This is a genomic window from Caloramator sp. (assembly GCF_020054765.1).
In the GTDB taxonomy this organism is placed as follows: domain Bacteria; phylum Bacillota; class Clostridia; order Clostridiales; family Caloramatoraceae; genus Thermobrachium; species Thermobrachium proteoclasticum.
The window spans coordinates 1-19,612 of record NZ_JAIHAO010000005.1 but is presented as its reverse complement, the minus strand read 5'-3'; the positions used below and the strand labels follow the sequence as shown (position 1 = coordinate 19,612).

Sequence of the window (19,612 nt, the reverse complement as noted above, 5' to 3'; positions counted from 1 at the left end):
CTCCTATTTATCAATATCAGGTGGACATATTGCAAGTGATGCCATCCACGCTGCTACATCATCTATCTTCATCTTTGGCAGGTGTTTTTGTGCATATAAAAGTCCTGCTGGAAGCGATGGGCCTCTAACCCCTACTCTATATGGCTTTAATCCTCCATCTGACACAACATAGTATCCAAACTCACCTTTTGATGACTCAACCTTTGCATATGCTTCACCCTTTGGAACCTTTAGCATTGAAAGGTTACCTAAGTTTAATCTGACATCACCCTCTGGCATTTTATTTAATGCCTGTCTTATCAATTTTATTGTTTCTTCAAATTCCAATCTAACTTGAACTGCACGAGTTAAGGCATCTCCACCCTCTTGAGTTATAACCTTTACATCAAGATATGGATATGCCGCATAAGGGTCATCAACCCTGACATCAAAGGCAGCACCAGATGCTCTAAGATTTGGCCCTGTTATTCCAGTCTTTATAGCCTCATCCTTTGATATATATCCTAATCCCTTTAATCTCTTATGGATTATTGGATTTTCAAACACAAGCTTATCATATTCAATCAATCTTCTTTCAAGATGGTCTAAAACCTCATTTAACCTTTCTACCCATCCATCTGGCAGGTCATTTCTTACACCACCTGGAATATTGAATATGTGATAAATTCTTGCACCTGTCAACCATTCAAATAAGTCCAGCACTAAATCTCTATCTGCCATCATTATATACATTGGTGTATAAAGCCCAAGTGCTGCACCAAGTGCTCCCATTCCCATTAAAAATGAAGTTAACCTGCTCATCTCAAGAGTTATTGTTCTTATAAACTTTGCTCTATCTGGTATTTCAACTCCCATAATTTTTTCTATTGCAGTACAGTAGGCAACTTCGTTTGGATCAGGGTCAACAACGCATATTCTTGGAACAAGAGCTATATTTTGTACCCAAAGCTTTTGCTCCATTAACTTTTCAAATCCTCTATGAAGATGACCTGCATTTGGTCTTACCTTAACTATTTCTGTTCCTATCATCTCTAAAACATATCCAAAATTTCCGTGCATACCTGGGTGGTTTGGACCAAAGAATAAATCATATACTGCTAAATTATCCTTTTCAGCTATTTTGCTTAGTGTATATGATGGTGCATCCATCATCTATCACCTCCATCTACTTCTGCATCATAAAGCCTTATTGAAAATTCCCTTGTATCAAAATCCTTTCTTAATGGCGGTATATCTACCCAGTTTTCTAAGAATAGAGGTGATAGATCATTATTTCCTTCAAATTTAATTCCAAAAAACTCGTGAACCTCTTGTTCATAAAATTGTGCCTGCTCCCAAAGATTAATTACTGTTGGAACTACAGGATTATTTCTATCCACCCTAACCTTTACTAAAATATGAATTTTATGTGTATAGGACCAAATATGATAAACAACCTCAAACTCACCTTCGTCAATAAAATCAACAGCTGTAATAAAGGACAAATGCTCAAATCCTATACTTCTTAAAAATATAAGGTCATTTAATAGATTTTCTTTCTTTACAGCAAGGGCTATTTGGTTATGGTACAAATCAAAAACACTATATCCTCTATCCACCAATATATTTATAATATCACTCTTTTGCATCTTCATCTTTTCCCTCCAAATCATTTATAGGAGTTTGTCCTAATATTGGTACTGTTTTTTTAAGCACCCTATCCTGATTTGCTTTATAGTATTCATAATTCTCCTTGTACTTTTTATAGGCCCCTGCTTCACCCGATTGAATCATCTTCATTAATGTCTGAAGTGCATCCATTACTGCCTCTGGCCTTGGCATACAGCCAGATACAGTAATATCAACTGGTATATACTCTGCTAAGTTTGTTATTGTGTTGTATGAATCCCAATAGATTCCTCCATTTACAGTACAAGAACCAAAGGCCAACACCCATTTTGGTTCAGGCATTTGTTCATAGGTTCTTATTATTCTCTTTAAAGTCTTTAAAGAAACATATCCTGTTACAAGAAGTACATCCGCCTGTCTTGGTGTAGCCATAGGCCCTATTCCAAATCTTTCAACATCCCACCTGGATGTCATTGCTGGTGGCAACTCCACCGCTCCACAGCCTGTTCAGTAATGAAGCATCCAAATTGATCTTTGTCTAAAAAAATCTATAACATTGTCTATACAGCTTCTCTTCTTTTCCACCTTTAATTCTTGCATATAGAACACCTCCTATTTAAGAAGAATAAGTATAAGCTGAAGTACAGCTATTCCCATTGGCACAGTCCATAGAAACTTAACAGCCTGTTCGATTTTAAATCTTGGGAATACTGCTTCAATAAATACGGTTATAAGATATATCTCAAATTGCTTTAATACAAATGTAAATATATTGCTTGCACCACCCATAAATAGATTTACTATTATTGCAGTTTCAACAAATATTGATACTGCGTGGGTTAAAAAGGCAAGACCTAAGTATTTACCGCTTAATTCAACCATAGGCCCTGATGCTATTTCAGCAGGTGCAATCATTGCATCAAAGGGCTTTTCACCCATCATTGCCTGAAGTGCTATTTCTGCCGCAATAAAGGCAAGCGGAAACTTTATCATATTCCAATTTAAGATTGAACCTGCTTGAGATTGTGAAATTAGTTCAAGTGATGAAGTACCATTTACTATGATAAGCCCAAGCATAACTGTAAAAAATGGAACTTCATATCCAAGCATCATTGTAAGGGCACGGGATACCCCAATTGTCGCATTTGGGTTACCACTGGCTGCAACAGCCATAGCCATTCCTAAATATCCTATCGCCATTAGATACATAATAACTATTAAATTTGTACTCGTCTTAACAGCAACGTGTCCTGCAATTGGCACAAACAACATTGTTGCTAAAAGTCCACCAAGTGACATTACCATACCTAAGTCCATTACAAAATTATGTGTTATAGATTTTCTTGAGAATAACTTTCCTACATCAAGAAAGGCTTGATAAAATGGTGGGCCATATCTTAACTGAATTCTTGCAATAACCTTTCTTCCAATTCCCATAAATAGTAGTCCTATAAATATTGCAAATAAACTAAATAAAAACACCCTTAATACTGCCATCATATAATCAACCCTCCTAATATCAATAGGAGAACTCCTATACTAAATAGAAGTACTGCACCTTCTCCTCTTTTAAATAGTCCTTGAATTGTAGTGCTTAAATATTCAAAATTTCTACCAATGCTTGTATATAAATCGTCTATTGAAATAGATTCAAGTAGAGGATCAAACATCTCCTTAAATGGTTGATAGAAGGAATATGAATAGTTAAATCTATCAGCATCTACACCCCATTCCTCTGGATATTCACCTGCTGTATAGTTATCTTCTTGTGGAACAGTCTCTGATTTATTTCCAAAGAAATACATTAATCCTGATATTATAACTCCTGCAACGAACATATAGAATACTATTTTAAGGTCAATTGTTGCATTCTTTAGGCTTCCCTCAAGTACTGTCCAAGAAGCAATATCAACATTATATCCAACTGCCTTTAACGCTGTTGTTAAAGGTTTCATAACTACACCTGGTACTACACCAACAAGTAACATAATAACCATCATTATAAACATAGGTACTGCCATAGTTAGTGGTACTTCCTTTACATCCTTATATCTATCTGGCAGTTGTCCTAAAAATATAGATGCTAAAGCCCTAAATAGGTACATAAATGCACCTGTTGAAGCAAATATCATTGCTATTGCAAATACAACCATCTTCTTTGACATAAGGGCCTGTATTATCATCCACTTGGAACCAAACCCATTAAGTGGTGGTATGCCTGCTGCGGCTATTATTCCAAGAAGGAATGTCATAAATGTAAGTGGCATTCTGTAAACAAGCCCACCAAGCTTGTGCATTTCACTTTCTCCAGTTCTAAAAATTACTGCTGCAAGTGTTAAAAATATTGCCGCCTTTAAAATCATATGGTTTACTACGTGGAAAAGCGAACCTTCAAATCCAACTATAGTCATTGAGGAAAATCCAAGTAAAATATATCCCATATTTGAAACTGAAGAATATGCAAATAGTTTTTTCATATCTGTTTGGAATATTGCAAGTAATGTTCCAAGTACAGCACTTATTGCTCCTAAGTATCCTATTACATATTGAAGCACATTACCTGTGTTTAATATCTTTGGAAGATTTACACTACCTACTACAGGAACAATAAATATAGCCATTGGGTAAATTCCATATTTAATCATTACAGAGGACATAAACGTAATATAATCCTCTGGTCCTTCTGCATAAACCTTTTGCGGCCACATATAAAATGGGAATATGGCTGATTTTATTATAAAAGTTGTTAAAAATAGCAGAAGGATTGCTATTCCTAATTTTGTTGAAGAATTTATTATTTGAAGAAGTCCATAGGCTGATGGAAGTATTTCAAAGGTACCTGTATATGCACCCAAAAGTGATATTGCAATTAACAGCAATGCAGCACCAAATAATGATAGTGATAGATAATATTTTGCTCCATCAAGTGCCTTGTCCTTACCATTTGTGATTGCAAAGAAACTTGTCCATCCCATAAGTTCCCACATCATAAAGAAGGTTACCCAATCCTTTGCAAAGAAAATACCTAAATTTGAAAATATAATTAACATCCATATAACCGATACATTGCTCTTTGAATTTTTATTAAATCCTATTGAAAATATTGAAATAATTAGCGTTATCAAAGCAGAAAAAAATGCAAAATACCATCCTATTGGATTGTTGGAAACTCCTAAGTTTAACTTTGCCCCCAATAATTCATAGCCTGTATTGAAGCTATAGCTTAAACTCCATATTCCATATATACTATAGAGCTTGTATAATATAAAGCCATTAGCAGCTAAAAACAGCGTCCAAGTAACTCGTTTATACTTTATAAAAAATGCTATAGAGAGAGTTATAATTAAGGGAACTAAAAGCAGCTCTATCATATTCTCTACCTCACTTCAATGATAAAATTATGTTTATATACTTATCTGGTGCATTCTTTATTTCATCAATTACATTAAATAATATCTGTTCAATTGAATTTGGGTATATACCTACAACTAAAATTAATAGGGCTAAAGCAAAAGGGATTATTGAGTAGACCCTTGAAATATTCACACTGTTCACATCCTTCTCTACAAAGAATGTGTGTGAAATTCTCAGGTAGTAGACTCCCTCAACAACTGATGCAATTAATATAATTGCTATACCTAAAGTAGATAATCTATCTACTGATAGTGCACTTACAACTATTGAAAACTTTCCCCAAAAACCTGCAAAGAAGGGCATTCCCATAAGGCTTAAGGCTGCTATTGTAAATGAAATTGCAAGTATTGGATATTTCCTTCCAAGCCCCTTCATATCAACATAATTTTTACTATCTACAGCCTTTAAATATTGCTTTGTAACCATAAACATTACTAATTTTGCAAGATAATTTGAAACTACTATATATAATGAACCCTTAATTGACTCAAAGCTACCTAAGGCTATACCAAACATAAATATTCCCATTTGAGCCATAGAAGAAAAGGCAAGTACCTTTACAAGATTCTTTTCCTTAAGTGCTCCTATTTCGCCTATTAAAACTGTAAATACTGAAAGTACTATTAATACCTTTGAAATATTAGTGTTATACATATTTGGAAATACTATTAAAAGAATTCTTATAGCACCGTATATTCCTGCTGTTCCAAGCATTCCGTGTGTAAACATATTTACTGATGTAATTGAACCCTCATAAGATTTAACAACCCATAAGTTAAATGGGAATATTTTAAGTTCTACAAGCATACTTGCTAAAAATAAAATTAAAATTAGATTATAGGATGCTTGGTTTAGTTTATTAAGTTTTAAAGCAATATCAGCAAAATTTAGTGTTCCTAAGGTTTTATAAATAAGCCCAATGGAAGATAGGCTAAACAATGAAGCTGTTGATGATAAAATTAAAAATTTAAGTGCTGCACCTGTTGATAATCTGTCTCTTTTATAGGCAACAAGTCCTGCAATTGCAAACGTTGATAACTCTGTAAATAGGTAGAAGTTAAACATATCACCAGTTAAAACCATACCATTTGTAGCAGCTAAAAGCACAAAGTAGAAGGAATAGAATTGATATTCCTTTATATCTTTAACCATTGTTATAGAAATTAGGGCTGCTATATTTACAAGAAGTAAAAAATAAATTGTAATGTTAGTTACAACAAAGTTTATTCCAAAGGGTGCCTTCCAACCTCCTATTGCAACATTAAATGGAATTTTTCCACTCATAAAAACTACTATCGAAAATATTAAGTTAAATAACGTAGCAATATACATTATAATCTTATTTAAATTTCCTAAGAAAAGGGATAAAAATGCTGCAATTAGAGGGATTACTACTAAAAACACTATGCTATTCATACATTTACCCCCTCTTCATCTGTTGCTCTAATTGAAATTGAATTGTGTGTATTTTTGTATCTCATTGCAAGCGATAAAGCAAAGGCTGTTGTTCCAAGGCCTATTACTATTGATGTCAATACCAATGCCTGTGGAACAGGATCAACCATTTTCTCCAAATTTGCAATGCTTAAATCTGATTGTAGTATTGGGGTAATTCCTCCCTCAACATACCCAAAGGCTACTAAGAGCATATTGATTCCTGTTTCTATTATGTTTAATGCTATTAGAATTTTAACTATGTTCTTTCTTGTTAAAACTCCATAGAGACCAACAAACACAAGGGAAAGTGAAGATAATATAAAGATTTTTGTCATAATCAACACTCCTCATAAAATTCAAAATAAATATTCGATAGTTCTGCCGCAACTTTGAAAGCTATAAGACCATAAAATACGGGTATTAAACCACCTGAAAATAAATCCCCTATTTTGTCACCTGTTAAGAAGTTTTGGAAGAATACACCCTTTATAAAGAAGGATGCTATTCCTATACCAAATATTGATATACCTGCTATTGCTTCAACTACCTTTAGAGTTTTTGGGTTTACAGTCTTTCTTCCAGCTAAAACTCCTATCAATACTGCTGTTGATATAATCGCACCTGCTGGGAATCCTCCCCCTGGTGATAAATGTCCATTTATAAACATATATCCACCAATCATTAGCATTAAAATCATAAGTATTGGTGACCATCTATAAAGAATTACAGAAGGCTTTATAATTCTTCTTTTATCCTTTGGTATAACAAAGCCAAATCCTAAGATAGTTACAAATAAAACTATAACCTCTAATGTTGTATCAAATAATCTATAATCTACAACAATTGATGTAACTATATTTGCAGATGTATCTTCTGCAGTTTGAGAAAAATTATAGGTGCTATTTTCATCTATCACATTCTTTTTTAAGAATCTATCTGCAACCCTCATCTTTGGAGTAATATTGTCAGTAATCTTTATTCCTTCTCCTGTATCTATTGAAACCTTATAGATATAAAAGGCCATAAATGAAAGAATCAAAAGAGCAACTATATTTATAAACAAAGACTTTTCATCTTTCATCTTTTCTTTCCTCCATTTTCTTATATGTGAATATAAATAATGCTGTTGTTATACCTGAACCAATTGCAGCTTCAGTTATAGCAACATCTGGTGCCTGCATTAATAGGAACATAACAGAAGACATAAGGGATACTATGCCAAAAATAACAATTGCCTTAAAAACATCCTCTGTCAAAACTGTCCATACTGCTCCTAAAAACATAATTAAAGCTATAAATATTGCAAGATTATTCATTTGCTTCTCCCTCCTTTAAAAGAGGATTTGAATCTAATATTAGCTTTGCTTTATTTCTCCTAAGTGCCGCCTTACATATTGTGTGGGATGCAATAGGAGATGAGAATAGAAAAAATAGTGCCATTAGAATAAGCTTTGGTGACACATTAGGATTTATAAAGGAAAATCCAACAAGTAATGCTAATATTCCAAGCGTTGAAGCCTTGGTTCCAGCTTGTGACTGATTAAGTACATCTGGCATTCTAAATATTCCAAGGCCCGCAAGAAATGAAAATGTTGCTCCAACTAATATAAAGAACCAACCAACGTAATGCATATTAAATTCCTCCCTCTAAATAACGTGCTACTGCAACAACACCAACAAAGGATAAAAGACCATAAACAAGAGCAACATCTAAAAGAAGCATATTATCTGATATAAAGGCAAATACAATAATTAAACTTGATGTTATAGTTGTTAAAACGTCTATAGCAACAACTCTGCTTTCTATTGAATCTCCTTTTACTAATCTAATTATGCTAAGGAGCATTCCTAATATAATTAGTGAAATGGTTACATAAAACATTATTCAAATGCCTCCTTCAGTATTTTTTCAAAGGGTCCCTTTAAGTCCTCAACATTAGAAACCCTTGTGCCTTCAACAACGTGTATATATATTGTGTCGTCATCTAAATCTACTGAAATGGTACCTGGAGTTAATGTTATTGAATTTGCAAGAAGGGCCTTTGCTATATTTGATTTTAGTTCTGTTTTTACCTCATAAATCTTTGGTGAAATAGGAAGTGAAGGAGTTATTACTATCCTTGCCATATTTAAATTTGCCTTAACTAATTCAATTAAAAATACAATAAAATATTTAATTAAATGATAGAGGGATTTTATTTTAAAACTTTTACTCCTTTGGTTATAATATTGAGTTAAAATTGATATGAATAAAGAGAGAATTAAACCATATATGATTTCTTGATTTGTAAGTGGATAACTTAACGTAGTCCATACTAAAAAAAGTGAAAAGAAAATAAATATAAAATTATTCAACAGGCTCACCTCCAAGATTAACTACTCCTCCATTAGGGAAAGAATCATATTCTTTACACCATCATCGACTATGCTGTATATTACCTCAAGTCCATTTCTTTCTCCCTCAATTACACCTGCATTTTTTAAGATTCCTAAATGTTTTGATACAGTTGATTGAGGTATGTTTAAGCAGTCTTGAATCTTAGTAACATTAGATTGTCCATTTAATAGACACAGTAATATTGAAACTCTAATTGGATTTGATAGAACTTTAAACTTGTCTGCTAATTTTTGAATTTTTTTACTCACGTATATACCTATACCCCCTTTAAGTATTTTTATATTATAATATTACAATATTATGCTTAATATTTCAATTTAATTATTTTTTAACAAAATAACAGAGTTTTGAGCATATGCTATTAAATTATACGATTTAATTAAATTGGGTAAGATATTTAAAGAAAATCATCCAAAATCAATTGTATATACCCCTATAGGGTATTTGAGAAAAACTCGACATATAAATATAATTAAATTTGTCGAAGGGAGGAATTGGAATGATAAAAAAGATATTTTACTATCCATCAAAAAATCTTGTTAAGGTTATACCCCTTGTTTTATTACTTGGATTTTTAACAGGGCTTAAATTCGATTTGAATTTTATGAAAAGCTATATCCTGATATTTACTGTATTTATGATCTATCCAACTATGATTGGTTTTAATTACAAGAGTGCCTTTGATTTGTCCCATTCAAAATTGGTTCTTTTATCTTTACTTATAAACTTTTTAATTATACCTGTTATAGCGTACTTAATGGGAATTACATTATTTAAAGACAATATGGATATGTTTGCAGGACTTGCGATAGCATCACTATTACCTACAAGTGGTATGACTATTTCTTGGACAATGTTAAATAAGGGAAATGTGTCGGCTGCGATTAAAATAACTGCACTTAGCTTATTTGTCGGTTCTCTTGTAGCACCTTGGTATTTACTTCTTATGGTTGGAAAGTATATACCTATTGATATTGTAAAGACCTTTATCACAATCATTCAAGTTGTTGTTATTCCATTAATATTAGGTACAATAACTTATAAATTGCTTCTTAAGAAGTATTCAGTTGAGGAGTACAACAAAAAAATAAAACCTATACTACCAGCTATAAGTATATGGTTCCTTCTTGGAATTGTGTTTATAAGCATTGGTATGAAATCAAAGGTTATAATTTCTAAACCAAATTTAATTCTATGGTCATTAGTTGTGCTTGCTGTATTCTACCTGTTAAACTATACTATAAGCACAATTATAGGAAAAATCTTTTTAAACAGAGAAGATGCAATAGCACTTGTTTATAGTACAGTTATGCGTAATCTGTCCTTAGCACTTGGAATTGCTGCATCAAGCTTTGGTTCAAAGGCTGCACTAATTGTAACACTTGCGTTTATACTTCAGGTTCAAAGTGCATCTTGGTTTGGAAAATATTTTGCAAATAGGGTGTTTAAATAAAAGTGCCACCCAGGTGAATTGTGACATTTCCTATTTATACCACAATAAATCACCTGGGTGGCACTTTTTTATGCCTTCCAAAGTCCGTGAAGGTTGCAGTATTCTCTTGCAAATAAAACTTCTTCTCCATCATTTAGTTTGAAGAAGGCTTCTGGCTTATCCCCTGGGTTTAAAAACCTTCTATATACCTTATCCTTAGTGTGTACTTCTATCCATTCAATGTAGTGTTTTTCCTCCATTGGATGTTCTACACTTCCAACCTTAACAAGAACTCCACCATCCACAAGTTCTACAACAGGCACGTGTTTTTCCTTTGATGCATCTACTGTGTTTTCCTCTCTAAGTGTCATTGGTTTATTACAGCAAACTAAAGTACCTGCCCCCTTATGAAGAACCTCTACAATATTCCCACATATTTCACATTTATAAACTTGCCTAACCTCAGTCATTTTTACCCCTCCTTTATGGATAATCATTTTCTATTAATAATATTATATCACTTATTATTAATATTACAAGTAATGTTTTTATAAAATTTTCTGGAAAATAATTTATCTGTTATCTACAATACATTATTAATAACCTAACCAACAAGAGAAATATCTTTCCATAAATTGAATAATTTCACATTTCACCTGGGTGGCACTTTTTGAGAAGGAGGTGTTTCCAATTTTTGATACAGGAAGCACTCCTGCAACACTGTTTGTAAAAAAGGCTGAATCGAAATTTTCAAGCTCATCTAAGGTAATATTTGTTTTTACCACTTCTACCCCCTTTAATTTGAAATGCTCTATTAGTTTTTTTCTTATAATTCCAGGTAGTATTGAACAGGTTATGCTTGGAGTATAGACTACTCTATCCTTTATAAAAAATAAGTTTCCATAGGCTGCCTCACTTATAAATCCCCTGTAATCTAAAAATATGCAGGAGTCATATCCTTTATTTTTTGCCCTTAAATCCTCAATGTAGTTTTGCCCATAATTAAAGGTTTTTATATAGTTTAAAATGCTTTTAGGCTTTCTCTCCCTTGAAATTGCAAGCTTAAGCCCTCTATCATAGTGTTCTTTATTGTATGAGGGAGTTCTTAATTTTATATGTAGCTTACCGTCTATATATATAATTTTAATTACAACAGGATTATTTATACCTTTAATTGAATTTAGTGCTTCTTCTTTAAACTTTTCAAAGATTAAGTTATTATCTATCCCAAGTATTTTTAAGCTTCTTTTAAGTCTTTTGTAGTGTTCATCTAAAAAAAGGACTTCTCCCTTATATGCAAATAATGTTTCAAAAGGAGTAAGCCCAAAGGCTACTCCCCTATCAAACAAATCAATCATCTTTTCCCTCCTTTAACAAGGGAATTGTAAATCGCCCTTCCCTTATGGAGTGTTTCTTCATATTCATCCTCAGGGTTAGAATCCCATACAATTCCTCCACCTACATTGTATATTATATTTTCTTTGTCCATAACAGCTGTTCTTATTGCTATATTAAAGTCCATATTACCATTGTTTGAAATGTATCCTATACAACCTGTATATATTCCTCTATTTACCTTTTCAATTTCATTTATAACCTCCATAGACCTAAGCTTTGGAGCACCTGTTATAGAACCTCCTGGAAACATAGCCTCTATTATCTCTTTAAATCCAATATCCTTTAATAATTTGCCTTGTATCGTTGAAACAAGGTGGTTAACAGTTGAATATTCCTCTACATCAAATAGGCTTTCAACCTTTACTGTACCAGGTATGCATATCCTTGATAAATCATTTCTTTCTAAATCTATAATCATTAACAATTCCGAACGACATTTTTCACTTTCATGAAGCTCCCTTTTTAACCTTTCGTTTTCTTCTTTATCCTCAACCTTCTTAACCGTACCCTTTATTGGCCTTGTGGTTATTGTATCTCCTCTTTTTCTTAAAAACTGCTCTGGTGAAGTTGAGAGTATGTATTTATCCTGTACTCTTATTAATGCATTATAGGGACCATAGTTTGCCCTTCTAAATTTAGAATAGATATATATTGGGTTTAATTTACCTCTTCCATAAAACTGCTGTGAAATATTTACCTGATATACATCACCACACCTTATATACTCCCTAACCCTTTCAACTGCCCTACAGTATTCATCAAATTCAAGATTAGATTTTAAATTTACATCAATATCATCTATAGTCTCGGCATAATTATTAGTTTTAATTCTATCCATAATCTCCTCATCGTCTGTAACTATATATGTAAGCTTATTTCTGTTATCTACAACTATATAGTCCTCAAAATACTCAAAGTAGATGCTTGGTATTTTTATAGGAGAGTTATCCTTCCCCCTTATCCCCATAATCTCTTCGCCAAAATCATAGGATAGATATCCAACAAATCCTCCATCAAAAATCAATCCTGTTTTTAACTCTTTATTTCTCTTAATATATTCATCTAAAACCTTTAAAGGTAGCTCCTTAATTATTTCAACTCTGTCCCCATAATCAACAGCTATTTTCCCGTCTAAATAGCTTATACTATATTTTGGCTTAAAGCACAAAATAGAATAATCTCCAGTATCCTTAACCATATAGCTACTTTCTAAAAGCTGTGGCTTAAAATCTATGAGCAAATTATAGAGCTTAAAAACGTCTAACTTATAGTCTAATCTAATCATTTTTGCTCCTCCTTAGGAAGTTTTGAAGCATTTCAAGACCATTTTCTGTTAATATTGCTTCAGGATGAAACTGTACCCCCTCTATATCAAACTCCTTATGTCTTACCCCCATAATTTCTCCCTCTATAGTTCTTGCAGTAACCTCAAGGCAGTTAGGCAAAGTCCCTTCATCTATAACTAAAGAATGATACCTTGTTACATTTAAAGGACTCTTTAAACCCTTAAAAACACCCTTCCCTTCGTGAAATATCTTATGAACCTTTCCGTGGACAGGACTTTTGCCCTTTACAACCTCTGCACCAAAGAAGTGTCCTATACACTGATGCCCAAGACATACTCCAAGTATTGGTATCCTTCCCTTGTATTTTTCAAGTATTTCTAAAGATAAAATAGACTCATCTGGTTGCCCTGGCCCTGGTGATAAAACAATATAATTGGGCTTTAGCTTTTCAATATCATCAATACTTATCTCATCCCTTGTTTTAACTATGGTCTTCTCTCCTAATATTAAAAAATAATGATATAGATTATATGTAAATGAATCATAGTTATCTACTATCAGAACCATAATATCCTCCTTGAACTTTTTATAGTGTTATTTAAGAGGTTAAATTCGTACGTAAACAATAAAAAGTCTAAAACTATTATTTATACTAATTACTATACCCATAATAATTATAATTTTAGCACAAAAATACATAGCTGCCACCTTTGTGACAGCTATGTAATAAACTAATATTCAATATAAGCCTTTGCAACATCCTTAAAGCCCTCTTTATTTAATATATCTACTGTTATTCTTCTTATTATTTCAAAGGAAACCTCTTCTTTTCCAAGCCCCTTTATCTCATCCTCTATGTCCTTTGCAATATTATGTAAATCAGATTCATTAAGTGGTTCTCCTATATCATCTGAAGCCGCTCTTATGCTTTTTATAATCTTATCAATATCAAATTCCTGTAAACTACCATCCCTTTTTATAACCTTCACAGTATCACCCCTTATATATTTATTAATTTAATAGTATATTATTTTTCAGAATTTTTCAACTATATATAAAGTTAACATTTAAAGTTTTTTCTTCCGTTAATATTTTTGCAATGCATTTTAGGAGTAATCTACTTCATCCAACCTTTATTTCAAAATCACCCTCAAACAAAAGAACAATCATTCTTATTTAATATCTCTATTATTGAAAAATAGACAAAAATAACAGCCACATAGTATAATTCTATGTGGCTGTTATTTTTATCCTTGGTCTAATCCTGTTAATACCTTATCAAAAGCGTTTACTGTACACTTATAACCATCAAAGTTTACACAGTTTTCACAGCTTTTATCAACTACCCCTGCTGAAGATGTAAATCCTTCTGCTTGATATTTAGTACAAGATGCTGCAACTGCTTTTAATTGTTCTCTACTTGCCATAAAACCCCTCCTCTCAATCACTATTATTTTCCCTAAAAAAACATTTATTTATACCAAGTTCTCATACTTATCAAATATAATTAAAAGTTATAAGTGATATGGCTGCCATTAATATTATACTCCCCTCTTATCCTTATCCCAGATAATTTTATGAAGTTGAAGGTTGAGCCTTACATCTAAATTATTTTCAGCAAAAAATTTATTTCTTATCTTTAAATAATCTACAATTTGACTTGGTTCTATCTTTGAAAACACAGGAGAAAAATTTAATGTAACTCCTTTGAAATATTCTTTATACTTTTTAACTACCTCCATTGAATAATCTAAATCATCAACATTTCCCACAACAAACTTTATTTCGTCACCCCAGATTAATTTTTTGAAGTTTTCTTCAAATATATTAAATTTATCCATATTGGAGGAGGGACATTTTATATCCAATGTGTAAAAGAGATTTTTCCTTTCTTTTTTACTGGTAAATTGATATATTTCATCCTCGTCATAAAGTCTTACACTTCCATTTGTTTCAATTCTAACCTCATAACCATTTTGTGCAAGAAAAAGTGGAATATATCTTTTCTTTTCTTCATCAAGTGGTTCTCCACCTGTAACAATAACTCTTTTGCAGTTTAATCTATTAACCTCACCTAAAATTTCAATAGGTGTCATTAGACTATATTCTCCATCATAGCTGTATTTTGTATCACAATAGCTACATCTTAAATTACAGCCATATACCCTTACAAATGTTGTTAAAAAACCACTTGTTATTCCTTCTCCTGATATGCTGTTAAATATCTCAACCATAGGTATTTTTTCATTTAAAAATTCTTCTCTTTTCAATTAACCTACCACCTTTGCAAAGCTTGTTTGTGTTTCATAAAGTATTATAGATACAACCCTCATCCCTTTATCCGCTAACTTATCATTTAAAATATTATAAAAATCCATTGCCATATTTTCTGCAGTAGGTCTATAATTAACCTCAAATATCCTTTTTCCCGCCTTTTTTAAAATATCTGCTATTTGGTGTTCTACTTCATCCTTTGAATCATTAAAATAAATAAATGAATGGTCTATTTTATCTATAATAGTGTCCTTTACAATCCTTTTTAAATCTTTAAAGTCTATAATCATACCATCTCTAATATCCCCTGTAGCTTCAACTATCATTTTGTAGCTGTGTCCGTGTAGATTTTTACAATCTCCCTCGTGTTCTGATAGCATATGGGCAGCCTCAAAGGCAAATTCTTTAGATACAGTAAGCATCATTTTTCCTCCTTATATTCAATTGGATCTTCAAATCCTGCCTCTTTAAAGGCCTTAAGCCTTAAAAGGCAACTGTCACATACTCCACAGGCCTTTTCTTCACCTTTATAGCAGGACCAAGTTAGAGAATAATCAACTCCAAGTTCCATTCCAAGTTTAATCTCCTCTGCCTTAGTCATATTTATAAATGGTGCATTTATCTTTATCCTTCTTCCCTCAACTCCACAAACAGTGCCTTTGTTTATAGCCTGCTCCATTGCATCTAAAAACTCCTGCCTACAATCAACATATCCTGAATAATCAACTTCACTTACACCTATAAATATATCCTGTGCACCTATCTTTTCTGCATAGGATGCCGCAAAGGCTAAAAATATCATATTTCTTGCTGGAACATAAGTTATTGGTATATCACTTCTATTTACATCTCCCTCTGGAACATCAATGTTTTTGTCAGTTAATGCCGAACCTCCCCAAGCATCCATATTAGTTTTAACTATAATATGTTCCTTAACACCTGCTGCCTCTGCTACCCTTTTAGCACATTCAAGCTCCTTATCGTGCCTTTGACCATAGTCAAAGGATATGGCATAGGTTTCAAATCCTTGTGATTTTGCAAGATACAATGCAGTAGTTGAATCCAATCCTCCTGATAAAAGTACAACAGCCTTTTTCATTTTAATCCCATCCTTTCTCCATAATAACAACATCCTATTGCACCATTAAACTGTGCATCCTGTAAAGTTATTACTTCATTATAATCTTTTTTTAAATATTCTATCAAAGCACTATTAAGGGAGGCTCCACCTGATAAGACTATTCTATTTGCTTTAAACCTTGTAAGCATTGGACTTAATCTTTTATATAACGAGTAATTTACACCTGCACAAAGATTTTCTATAGGTACTCCCTCTGCTATTTTCCCTATAAGCTCAGATTCTGAAAAAACTGCACAGGTGGAATTTAAGTAAACTGGCTCTTTGTAAAACTTTGTCATATAGTCTAAATCAACCTCTAAAATGTTTGCCATATTTTCTAAATATCTTCCACAGGATGCAGCACACTTATCATTGAGTTCTATATCTGTCATTACACCCTTTTCAACCCTCACAACCTTAACATCCTGTCCTCCTAAATCTAATAAAATAAAATCATTAAGCCCAGTTTGAAATATTGCACCATATATATGTGCCTTTACCTCATTAATTGGAGTAAAGTCCTTTATGTTTATATTATTTCTTCCATATCCTGTTGAAATTCCAACATCAAACTCACCCATATCAAGTTTTTCTTTATCTATAATTAAACCATTATCCTTGACGCAGTAATCTCTATAAAATCTCATTGTACTAATCTTATTTTTTCTAACAATCCTGCCATTTTCAAAAAGAACAATTTTAACTTCTCTGCTTCCTAAATCTATTCCTAGTATCCTCACCTTCCCCATTCCTTTCTATCCTTTAACATATCCACAAAGGCCTCAAGCCTTAATTTTATTCTTGCATCAAGTTCATTTAATTTATCTCCCTCAATGTTTATAACAGGAACTTCCAACTTACTTTTTACTATAATATCCTCTATTCCCCTATAACAAAAGGCTTGAGTATAATGTATGACACCATCTATCTCCCTTTCTTTAATCTGCCTTTTTATTTCTTGAAGTCTAAACTCAATGTCATAGGGATATGTGTAGTCATAGTACTGCTCATATATGTCCTTATTATTCTTAAATCTTGGGAAGGAGAATTCCCTTTGAACCTCATTATAAACAATCTTTGCACCAATGCCCTCTACAAAATCATATATATCACCCATCATTGGTGGAACTCCAATGTAGGCAAGTCTTATAGGATAATCTTTTTTATTTCTATCCTTTATTTCTTTTATCTTTTGTTTAAGTGTATTTTCAAACTCCAAATAGTCTCCATTAAAATCACTGGATGAAACTAAATATAGGTGGTTTTCAAAGCCTGTAGCATATCCTCCTACCGTTAACTTATCTACTTCAATCAAAAGTTCCCTTACCTTATTTAGCCTATTTCTTACATCCTCAACATCAGATTTTTTAACATTAAATATCTCCATAAAATCATCTAATGACTTTTTTACATCCTCTAATTTGTGGGAGTTGGGATATGCAAAGGGATATATCTTTATTCCCTTTAACTTTAAAACCTCCACTAATGCCCTTGTATTAGAGCAATCCCCCTCAATAACACCTACAACTTCTTTTATTCCTTCCTTAATACAAACACCATAGAGCCCCTTAATCCAGGCACACATACTCTTTGGAAAACCATCCTTTTCTGCTATATCAATATACTCCATATAATTATTTGATGTAACAAATATGTTGTTTAAGTCAATAACCTTATATCCTGCTGCAATCAAAACCTCCTGTGGTACTGTTGTTGTTATACCAATCTTTTTCATAATTCACCTCCAAAAAATCAAAAAAGGGGCTACCAGCCCCTTAAAAGCTACAGATTTGTAGCTAAAGCCCGTAGTTTTGTTTAAGGACAGGATGGTTTCGAACTGTCCTATTAACTTTTCCTATGTTAGTATATCATATACATCTAAAAAGTAAACATAATAAATTTTAATTTTTCTGTAAACATTATTTATGGTTTTTTTACCCACTATTGGTGTATAATATGTATATACAAAGATTGGAGGGATAATATGAAAAGGATTCAAAAAATTATTTGTATTACTATATCAAGTGTTCTAATCTTATCTTCCTTTGCATCCTGCTCAAAATCTAATAAACCTACAGATACAACGCCTAAAGATAACACCAAACTTACAGTTAAAGATTATTTTCCCTTTAAAGAAAACGTTTTTATGAAATATCAAGGTATTGGTAATGAATATGCTGAGCACGAAACCTATGTAGACTACATTGAAGGAGATAGGATACAAATAAGAGATGTAAACCCTGGAACTACGCTATCAAAGGTGTATGAAATAAAGAATGGAGAATTAAGATTAATATCTTCAAGAGAAGAATACTACTATAAAGAAAATCTGCTTTCATCTACAAATGCAAACTATGACATTCTATTGAAGGAACCCATAGAAAAGGGAACAAGTTGGACAACAAAGGATGGATTAAAGAGGTATATCTCAAATACAGAGGCAAAAATAACTACCCCAAGTGGGGAATATTCAGCTGTGGAAGTTACAACAGAAGGAAATGATTACAAAATTTTTGACTACTATGTAAAAAATATTGGTTTTGTAAAAACAGTTTATAAAAGTGGAGATGTAGTAATTGAGAGCAACCTTGAAAAAATAGTTGAAAATACACCATACGTTCAAACAATGAAATTCTATTATCCAGATTTCAATAACGAAAAACTTGCGTTTAAAACTGAAAAGGTTTCACTCTATACAAATGAAAATGTTAATACCACAATAGAAAAATTTTTAAAAAATCCTCCAAAGGAAGATTTAAATAAGGTATTTGGGCCAAATACAAAAATAAACAAACTTTACTTTAACAACAGTCAAAACAAGGTATATGTAGATGTTAACAGTAAATTCATTGAGGAAATGAATGCAGGTTCCTCATTAGAATCAATGATACTGCAAAGCCTTGTAAATACACTTGGTGATTACTATAATGTTGATAAAGTTTATATTTCAGTTGATGGAAAGCCCTATGAATCAGGACATATAGCAATAACAGAAAATGAGGTTTTCTATGTGGATTATAAAAACATATACGAGATAAAGTAAGAGAGGCATCTATGATGCCTCTCTTTGAGATTGTTGACAAACCTACTTGTTAGCTAAATTATGAAAAAGTCCTATGAATGGATTTCAATGGGTCCTTTAGTGAGAGCTTTAGCAATTCTTAGCTTTTCGACTTTGAAAAAGTCCGTAATTCGGCACAGGACGTGCCGAGCCGAGCGGCCATCAGGACGATGGCATCGCGAGG

General features: G+C 32.4%; 25 protein-coding genes and 1 pseudogene. 2 read left to right on the top strand and 24 right to left on the bottom strand.

Going from position 1 to position 19,612, the window contains the following annotated elements; translation table 11 throughout:
- Nucleotides 1-3: 3 nt before the first annotated feature.
- The 13 genes and pseudogenes from JG776_RS02910 to JG776_RS02850 form a co-directional block, all read right to left on the bottom strand.
- Nucleotides 4-1,152, bottom strand: coding sequence for an NADH-quinone oxidoreductase subunit D (locus tag JG776_RS02910; RefSeq protein ID WP_291964540.1), 1,149 nt, complete (start codon nucleotides 1,150-1,152; stop codon nucleotides 4-6).
- Nucleotides 1,149-1,634, bottom strand: coding sequence for an NADH-quinone oxidoreductase subunit C (locus JG776_RS02905; protein ID WP_291964538.1), 486 nt, complete (start codon nucleotides 1,632-1,634; stop codon nucleotides 1,149-1,151). Before JG776_RS02905 ends, JG776_RS02910 begins: the two co-directional genes overlap by 4 nt.
- A pseudogene (nuoB, locus tag JG776_RS02900) lies at nucleotides 1,615-2,103 on the bottom strand (NADH-quinone oxidoreductase subunit NuoB); the annotation flags it as partial. The pseudogene nuoB and the gene JG776_RS02905, both read right to left, overlap by 20 nt.
- 117 nt (nucleotides 2,104-2,220) lie before the next feature.
- Nucleotides 2,221-3,108, bottom strand: a complete 888-nt coding sequence (locus tag JG776_RS02895; protein WP_291964536.1) for a respiratory chain complex I subunit 1 family protein — start codon at nucleotides 3,106-3,108, stop codon at nucleotides 2,221-2,223.
- Nucleotides 3,105-4,979, bottom strand: a complete 1,875-nt coding sequence (locus JG776_RS02890) for a proton-conducting transporter membrane subunit (protein ID WP_291964533.1) — start codon at nucleotides 4,977-4,979, stop codon at nucleotides 3,105-3,107. The genes JG776_RS02895 and JG776_RS02890 overlap by 4 nt, the downstream gene beginning before the upstream one ends.
- Nucleotides 4,980-4,989: 10 nt before the next feature.
- A complete protein-coding gene (locus JG776_RS02885) occupies nucleotides 4,990-6,438 on the bottom strand; it encodes a proton-conducting transporter membrane subunit (RefSeq protein WP_291964531.1) in 1,449 nt (482 codons plus the stop codon).
- Nucleotides 6,435-6,794: a sodium:proton antiporter gene (locus JG776_RS02880; RefSeq protein WP_291964529.1), complete on the bottom strand. Its 360-nt coding sequence runs from the start codon at nucleotides 6,792-6,794 to the stop codon at nucleotides 6,435-6,437. Before JG776_RS02880 ends, JG776_RS02885 begins: the two co-directional genes overlap by 4 nt.
- Before the next feature lie 2 nt (nucleotides 6,795-6,796).
- Complete coding sequence (locus JG776_RS02875) at nucleotides 6,797-7,540, bottom strand: MnhB domain-containing protein (protein WP_291964527.1); 744 nt, start codon at nucleotides 7,538-7,540, stop codon at nucleotides 6,797-6,799.
- Nucleotides 7,530-7,775, bottom strand: a complete 246-nt coding sequence (locus JG776_RS02870; RefSeq protein WP_027307773.1) for a hydrogenase subunit MbhD domain-containing protein — start codon at nucleotides 7,773-7,775, stop codon at nucleotides 7,530-7,532. Before JG776_RS02870 ends, JG776_RS02875 begins: the two co-directional genes overlap by 11 nt.
- Nucleotides 7,768-8,091: a monovalent cation/H(+) antiporter subunit G gene (mnhG, locus tag JG776_RS02865; protein WP_027307772.1), complete on the bottom strand. Its 324-nt coding sequence runs from the start codon at nucleotides 8,089-8,091 to the stop codon at nucleotides 7,768-7,770. Before mnhG ends, JG776_RS02870 begins: the two co-directional genes overlap by 8 nt.
- A 1-nt stretch (nucleotide 8,092) precedes the next feature.
- A complete protein-coding gene (locus JG776_RS02860; protein WP_291964522.1) occupies nucleotides 8,093-8,341 on the bottom strand; it encodes a monovalent cation/H+ antiporter complex subunit F in 249 nt (82 codons plus the stop codon).
- Nucleotides 8,341-8,814 carry a Na+/H+ antiporter subunit E gene (locus JG776_RS02855; RefSeq protein WP_291964520.1) on the bottom strand — a complete coding sequence of 158 codons (474 nt, stop codon included), beginning with the start codon at nucleotides 8,812-8,814 and terminating at the stop codon, nucleotides 8,341-8,343. The genes JG776_RS02860 and JG776_RS02855 overlap by 1 nt, the downstream gene beginning before the upstream one ends.
- A gap of 21 nt (nucleotides 8,815-8,835) precedes the next feature.
- Nucleotides 8,836-9,105, bottom strand: a complete 270-nt coding sequence (locus tag JG776_RS02850; protein ID WP_291964518.1) for a metalloregulator ArsR/SmtB family transcription factor — start codon at nucleotides 9,103-9,105, stop codon at nucleotides 8,836-8,838.
- 251 nt (nucleotides 9,106-9,356) lie between these two features.
- On the opposite strand from JG776_RS02850, the gene JG776_RS02845 reads away from it, so the two are divergent.
- On the top strand, nucleotides 9,357-10,310 hold the full coding sequence (locus JG776_RS02845; RefSeq protein WP_291964516.1) for an arsenic resistance protein: 954 nt from the start codon (nucleotides 9,357-9,359) through the stop codon (nucleotides 10,308-10,310).
- Nucleotides 10,311-10,378: 68 nt separating this feature from the next.
- Here JG776_RS02845 and JG776_RS02840 read toward each other — a convergent pair whose 3' ends face one another.
- The 11 genes from JG776_RS02840 to JG776_RS02790 all read right to left on the bottom strand — a co-directional run bounded on the left by JG776_RS02840 (nucleotide 10,379) and on the right by JG776_RS02790 (nucleotide 18,102).
- The gene (locus JG776_RS02840) at nucleotides 10,379-10,759 is read right to left on the bottom strand and encodes a desulfoferrodoxin (protein WP_027307767.1); all 381 of its coding nucleotides are present in this window, start codon (nucleotides 10,757-10,759) and stop codon (nucleotides 10,379-10,381) included.
- 126 nt (nucleotides 10,760-10,885) lie between these two features.
- The gene (locus JG776_RS02835; RefSeq protein ID WP_291964511.1) at nucleotides 10,886-11,647 is read right to left on the bottom strand and encodes an aminotransferase class IV; all 762 of its coding nucleotides are present in this window, start codon (nucleotides 11,645-11,647) and stop codon (nucleotides 10,886-10,888) included.
- Nucleotides 11,644-12,972, bottom strand: a complete 1,329-nt coding sequence (gene pabB / locus JG776_RS02830; RefSeq protein ID WP_291964510.1) for an aminodeoxychorismate synthase component I — start codon at nucleotides 12,970-12,972, stop codon at nucleotides 11,644-11,646. The genes JG776_RS02835 and pabB overlap by 4 nt, the downstream gene beginning before the upstream one ends.
- Nucleotides 12,965-13,540 (bottom strand): aminodeoxychorismate/anthranilate synthase component II, encoded by a 576-nt coding sequence (locus JG776_RS02825; protein ID WP_291964508.1) that lies wholly within the window; start codon nucleotides 13,538-13,540, stop codon nucleotides 12,965-12,967. Before JG776_RS02825 ends, pabB begins: the two co-directional genes overlap by 8 nt.
- Nucleotides 13,541-13,704: 164 nt before the next feature.
- The gene (locus JG776_RS02820; protein WP_291964506.1) at nucleotides 13,705-13,962 is read right to left on the bottom strand and encodes an ATP cone domain-containing protein; all 258 of its coding nucleotides are present in this window, start codon (nucleotides 13,960-13,962) and stop codon (nucleotides 13,705-13,707) included.
- 258 nt (nucleotides 13,963-14,220) lie between these two features.
- Entirely contained in the window at nucleotides 14,221-14,400 is a 180-nt protein-coding gene (locus JG776_RS02815) for a hypothetical protein (protein ID WP_291964504.1), read from the bottom strand.
- 114 nt (nucleotides 14,401-14,514) lie between these two features.
- Nucleotides 14,515-15,243: a radical SAM protein gene (locus tag JG776_RS02810; protein WP_291964502.1), complete on the bottom strand. Its 729-nt coding sequence runs from the start codon at nucleotides 15,241-15,243 to the stop codon at nucleotides 14,515-14,517.
- Nucleotides 15,244-15,669, bottom strand: coding sequence for a 6-carboxytetrahydropterin synthase QueD (gene queD / locus JG776_RS02805; RefSeq protein WP_291964500.1), 426 nt, complete (start codon nucleotides 15,667-15,669; stop codon nucleotides 15,244-15,246).
- Complete coding sequence (gene queC, locus JG776_RS02800) at nucleotides 15,669-16,346, bottom strand: 7-cyano-7-deazaguanine synthase QueC (RefSeq protein ID WP_291964497.1); 678 nt, start codon at nucleotides 16,344-16,346, stop codon at nucleotides 15,669-15,671. The genes queD and queC overlap by 1 nt, the downstream gene beginning before the upstream one ends.
- On the bottom strand, nucleotides 16,343-17,107 hold the full coding sequence (locus JG776_RS02795) for an acyl-CoA dehydratase activase (protein WP_291964496.1): 765 nt from the start codon (nucleotides 17,105-17,107) through the stop codon (nucleotides 16,343-16,345). The genes queC and JG776_RS02795 overlap by 4 nt, the downstream gene beginning before the upstream one ends.
- Nucleotides 17,104-18,102, bottom strand: a complete 999-nt coding sequence (locus JG776_RS02790; protein WP_291964494.1) for a 2-hydroxyacyl-CoA dehydratase — start codon at nucleotides 18,100-18,102, stop codon at nucleotides 17,104-17,106. Before JG776_RS02790 ends, JG776_RS02795 begins: the two co-directional genes overlap by 4 nt.
- A 249-nt stretch (nucleotides 18,103-18,351) precedes the next feature.
- Here JG776_RS02790 and JG776_RS02785 point away from each other — a divergent pair, with 249 nt between their 5' ends.
- Nucleotides 18,352-19,410, top strand: coding sequence for a GerMN domain-containing protein (locus JG776_RS02785; RefSeq protein ID WP_291964492.1), 1,059 nt, complete (start codon nucleotides 18,352-18,354; stop codon nucleotides 19,408-19,410).
- Nucleotides 19,411-19,612 lie beyond the last annotated feature (202 nt).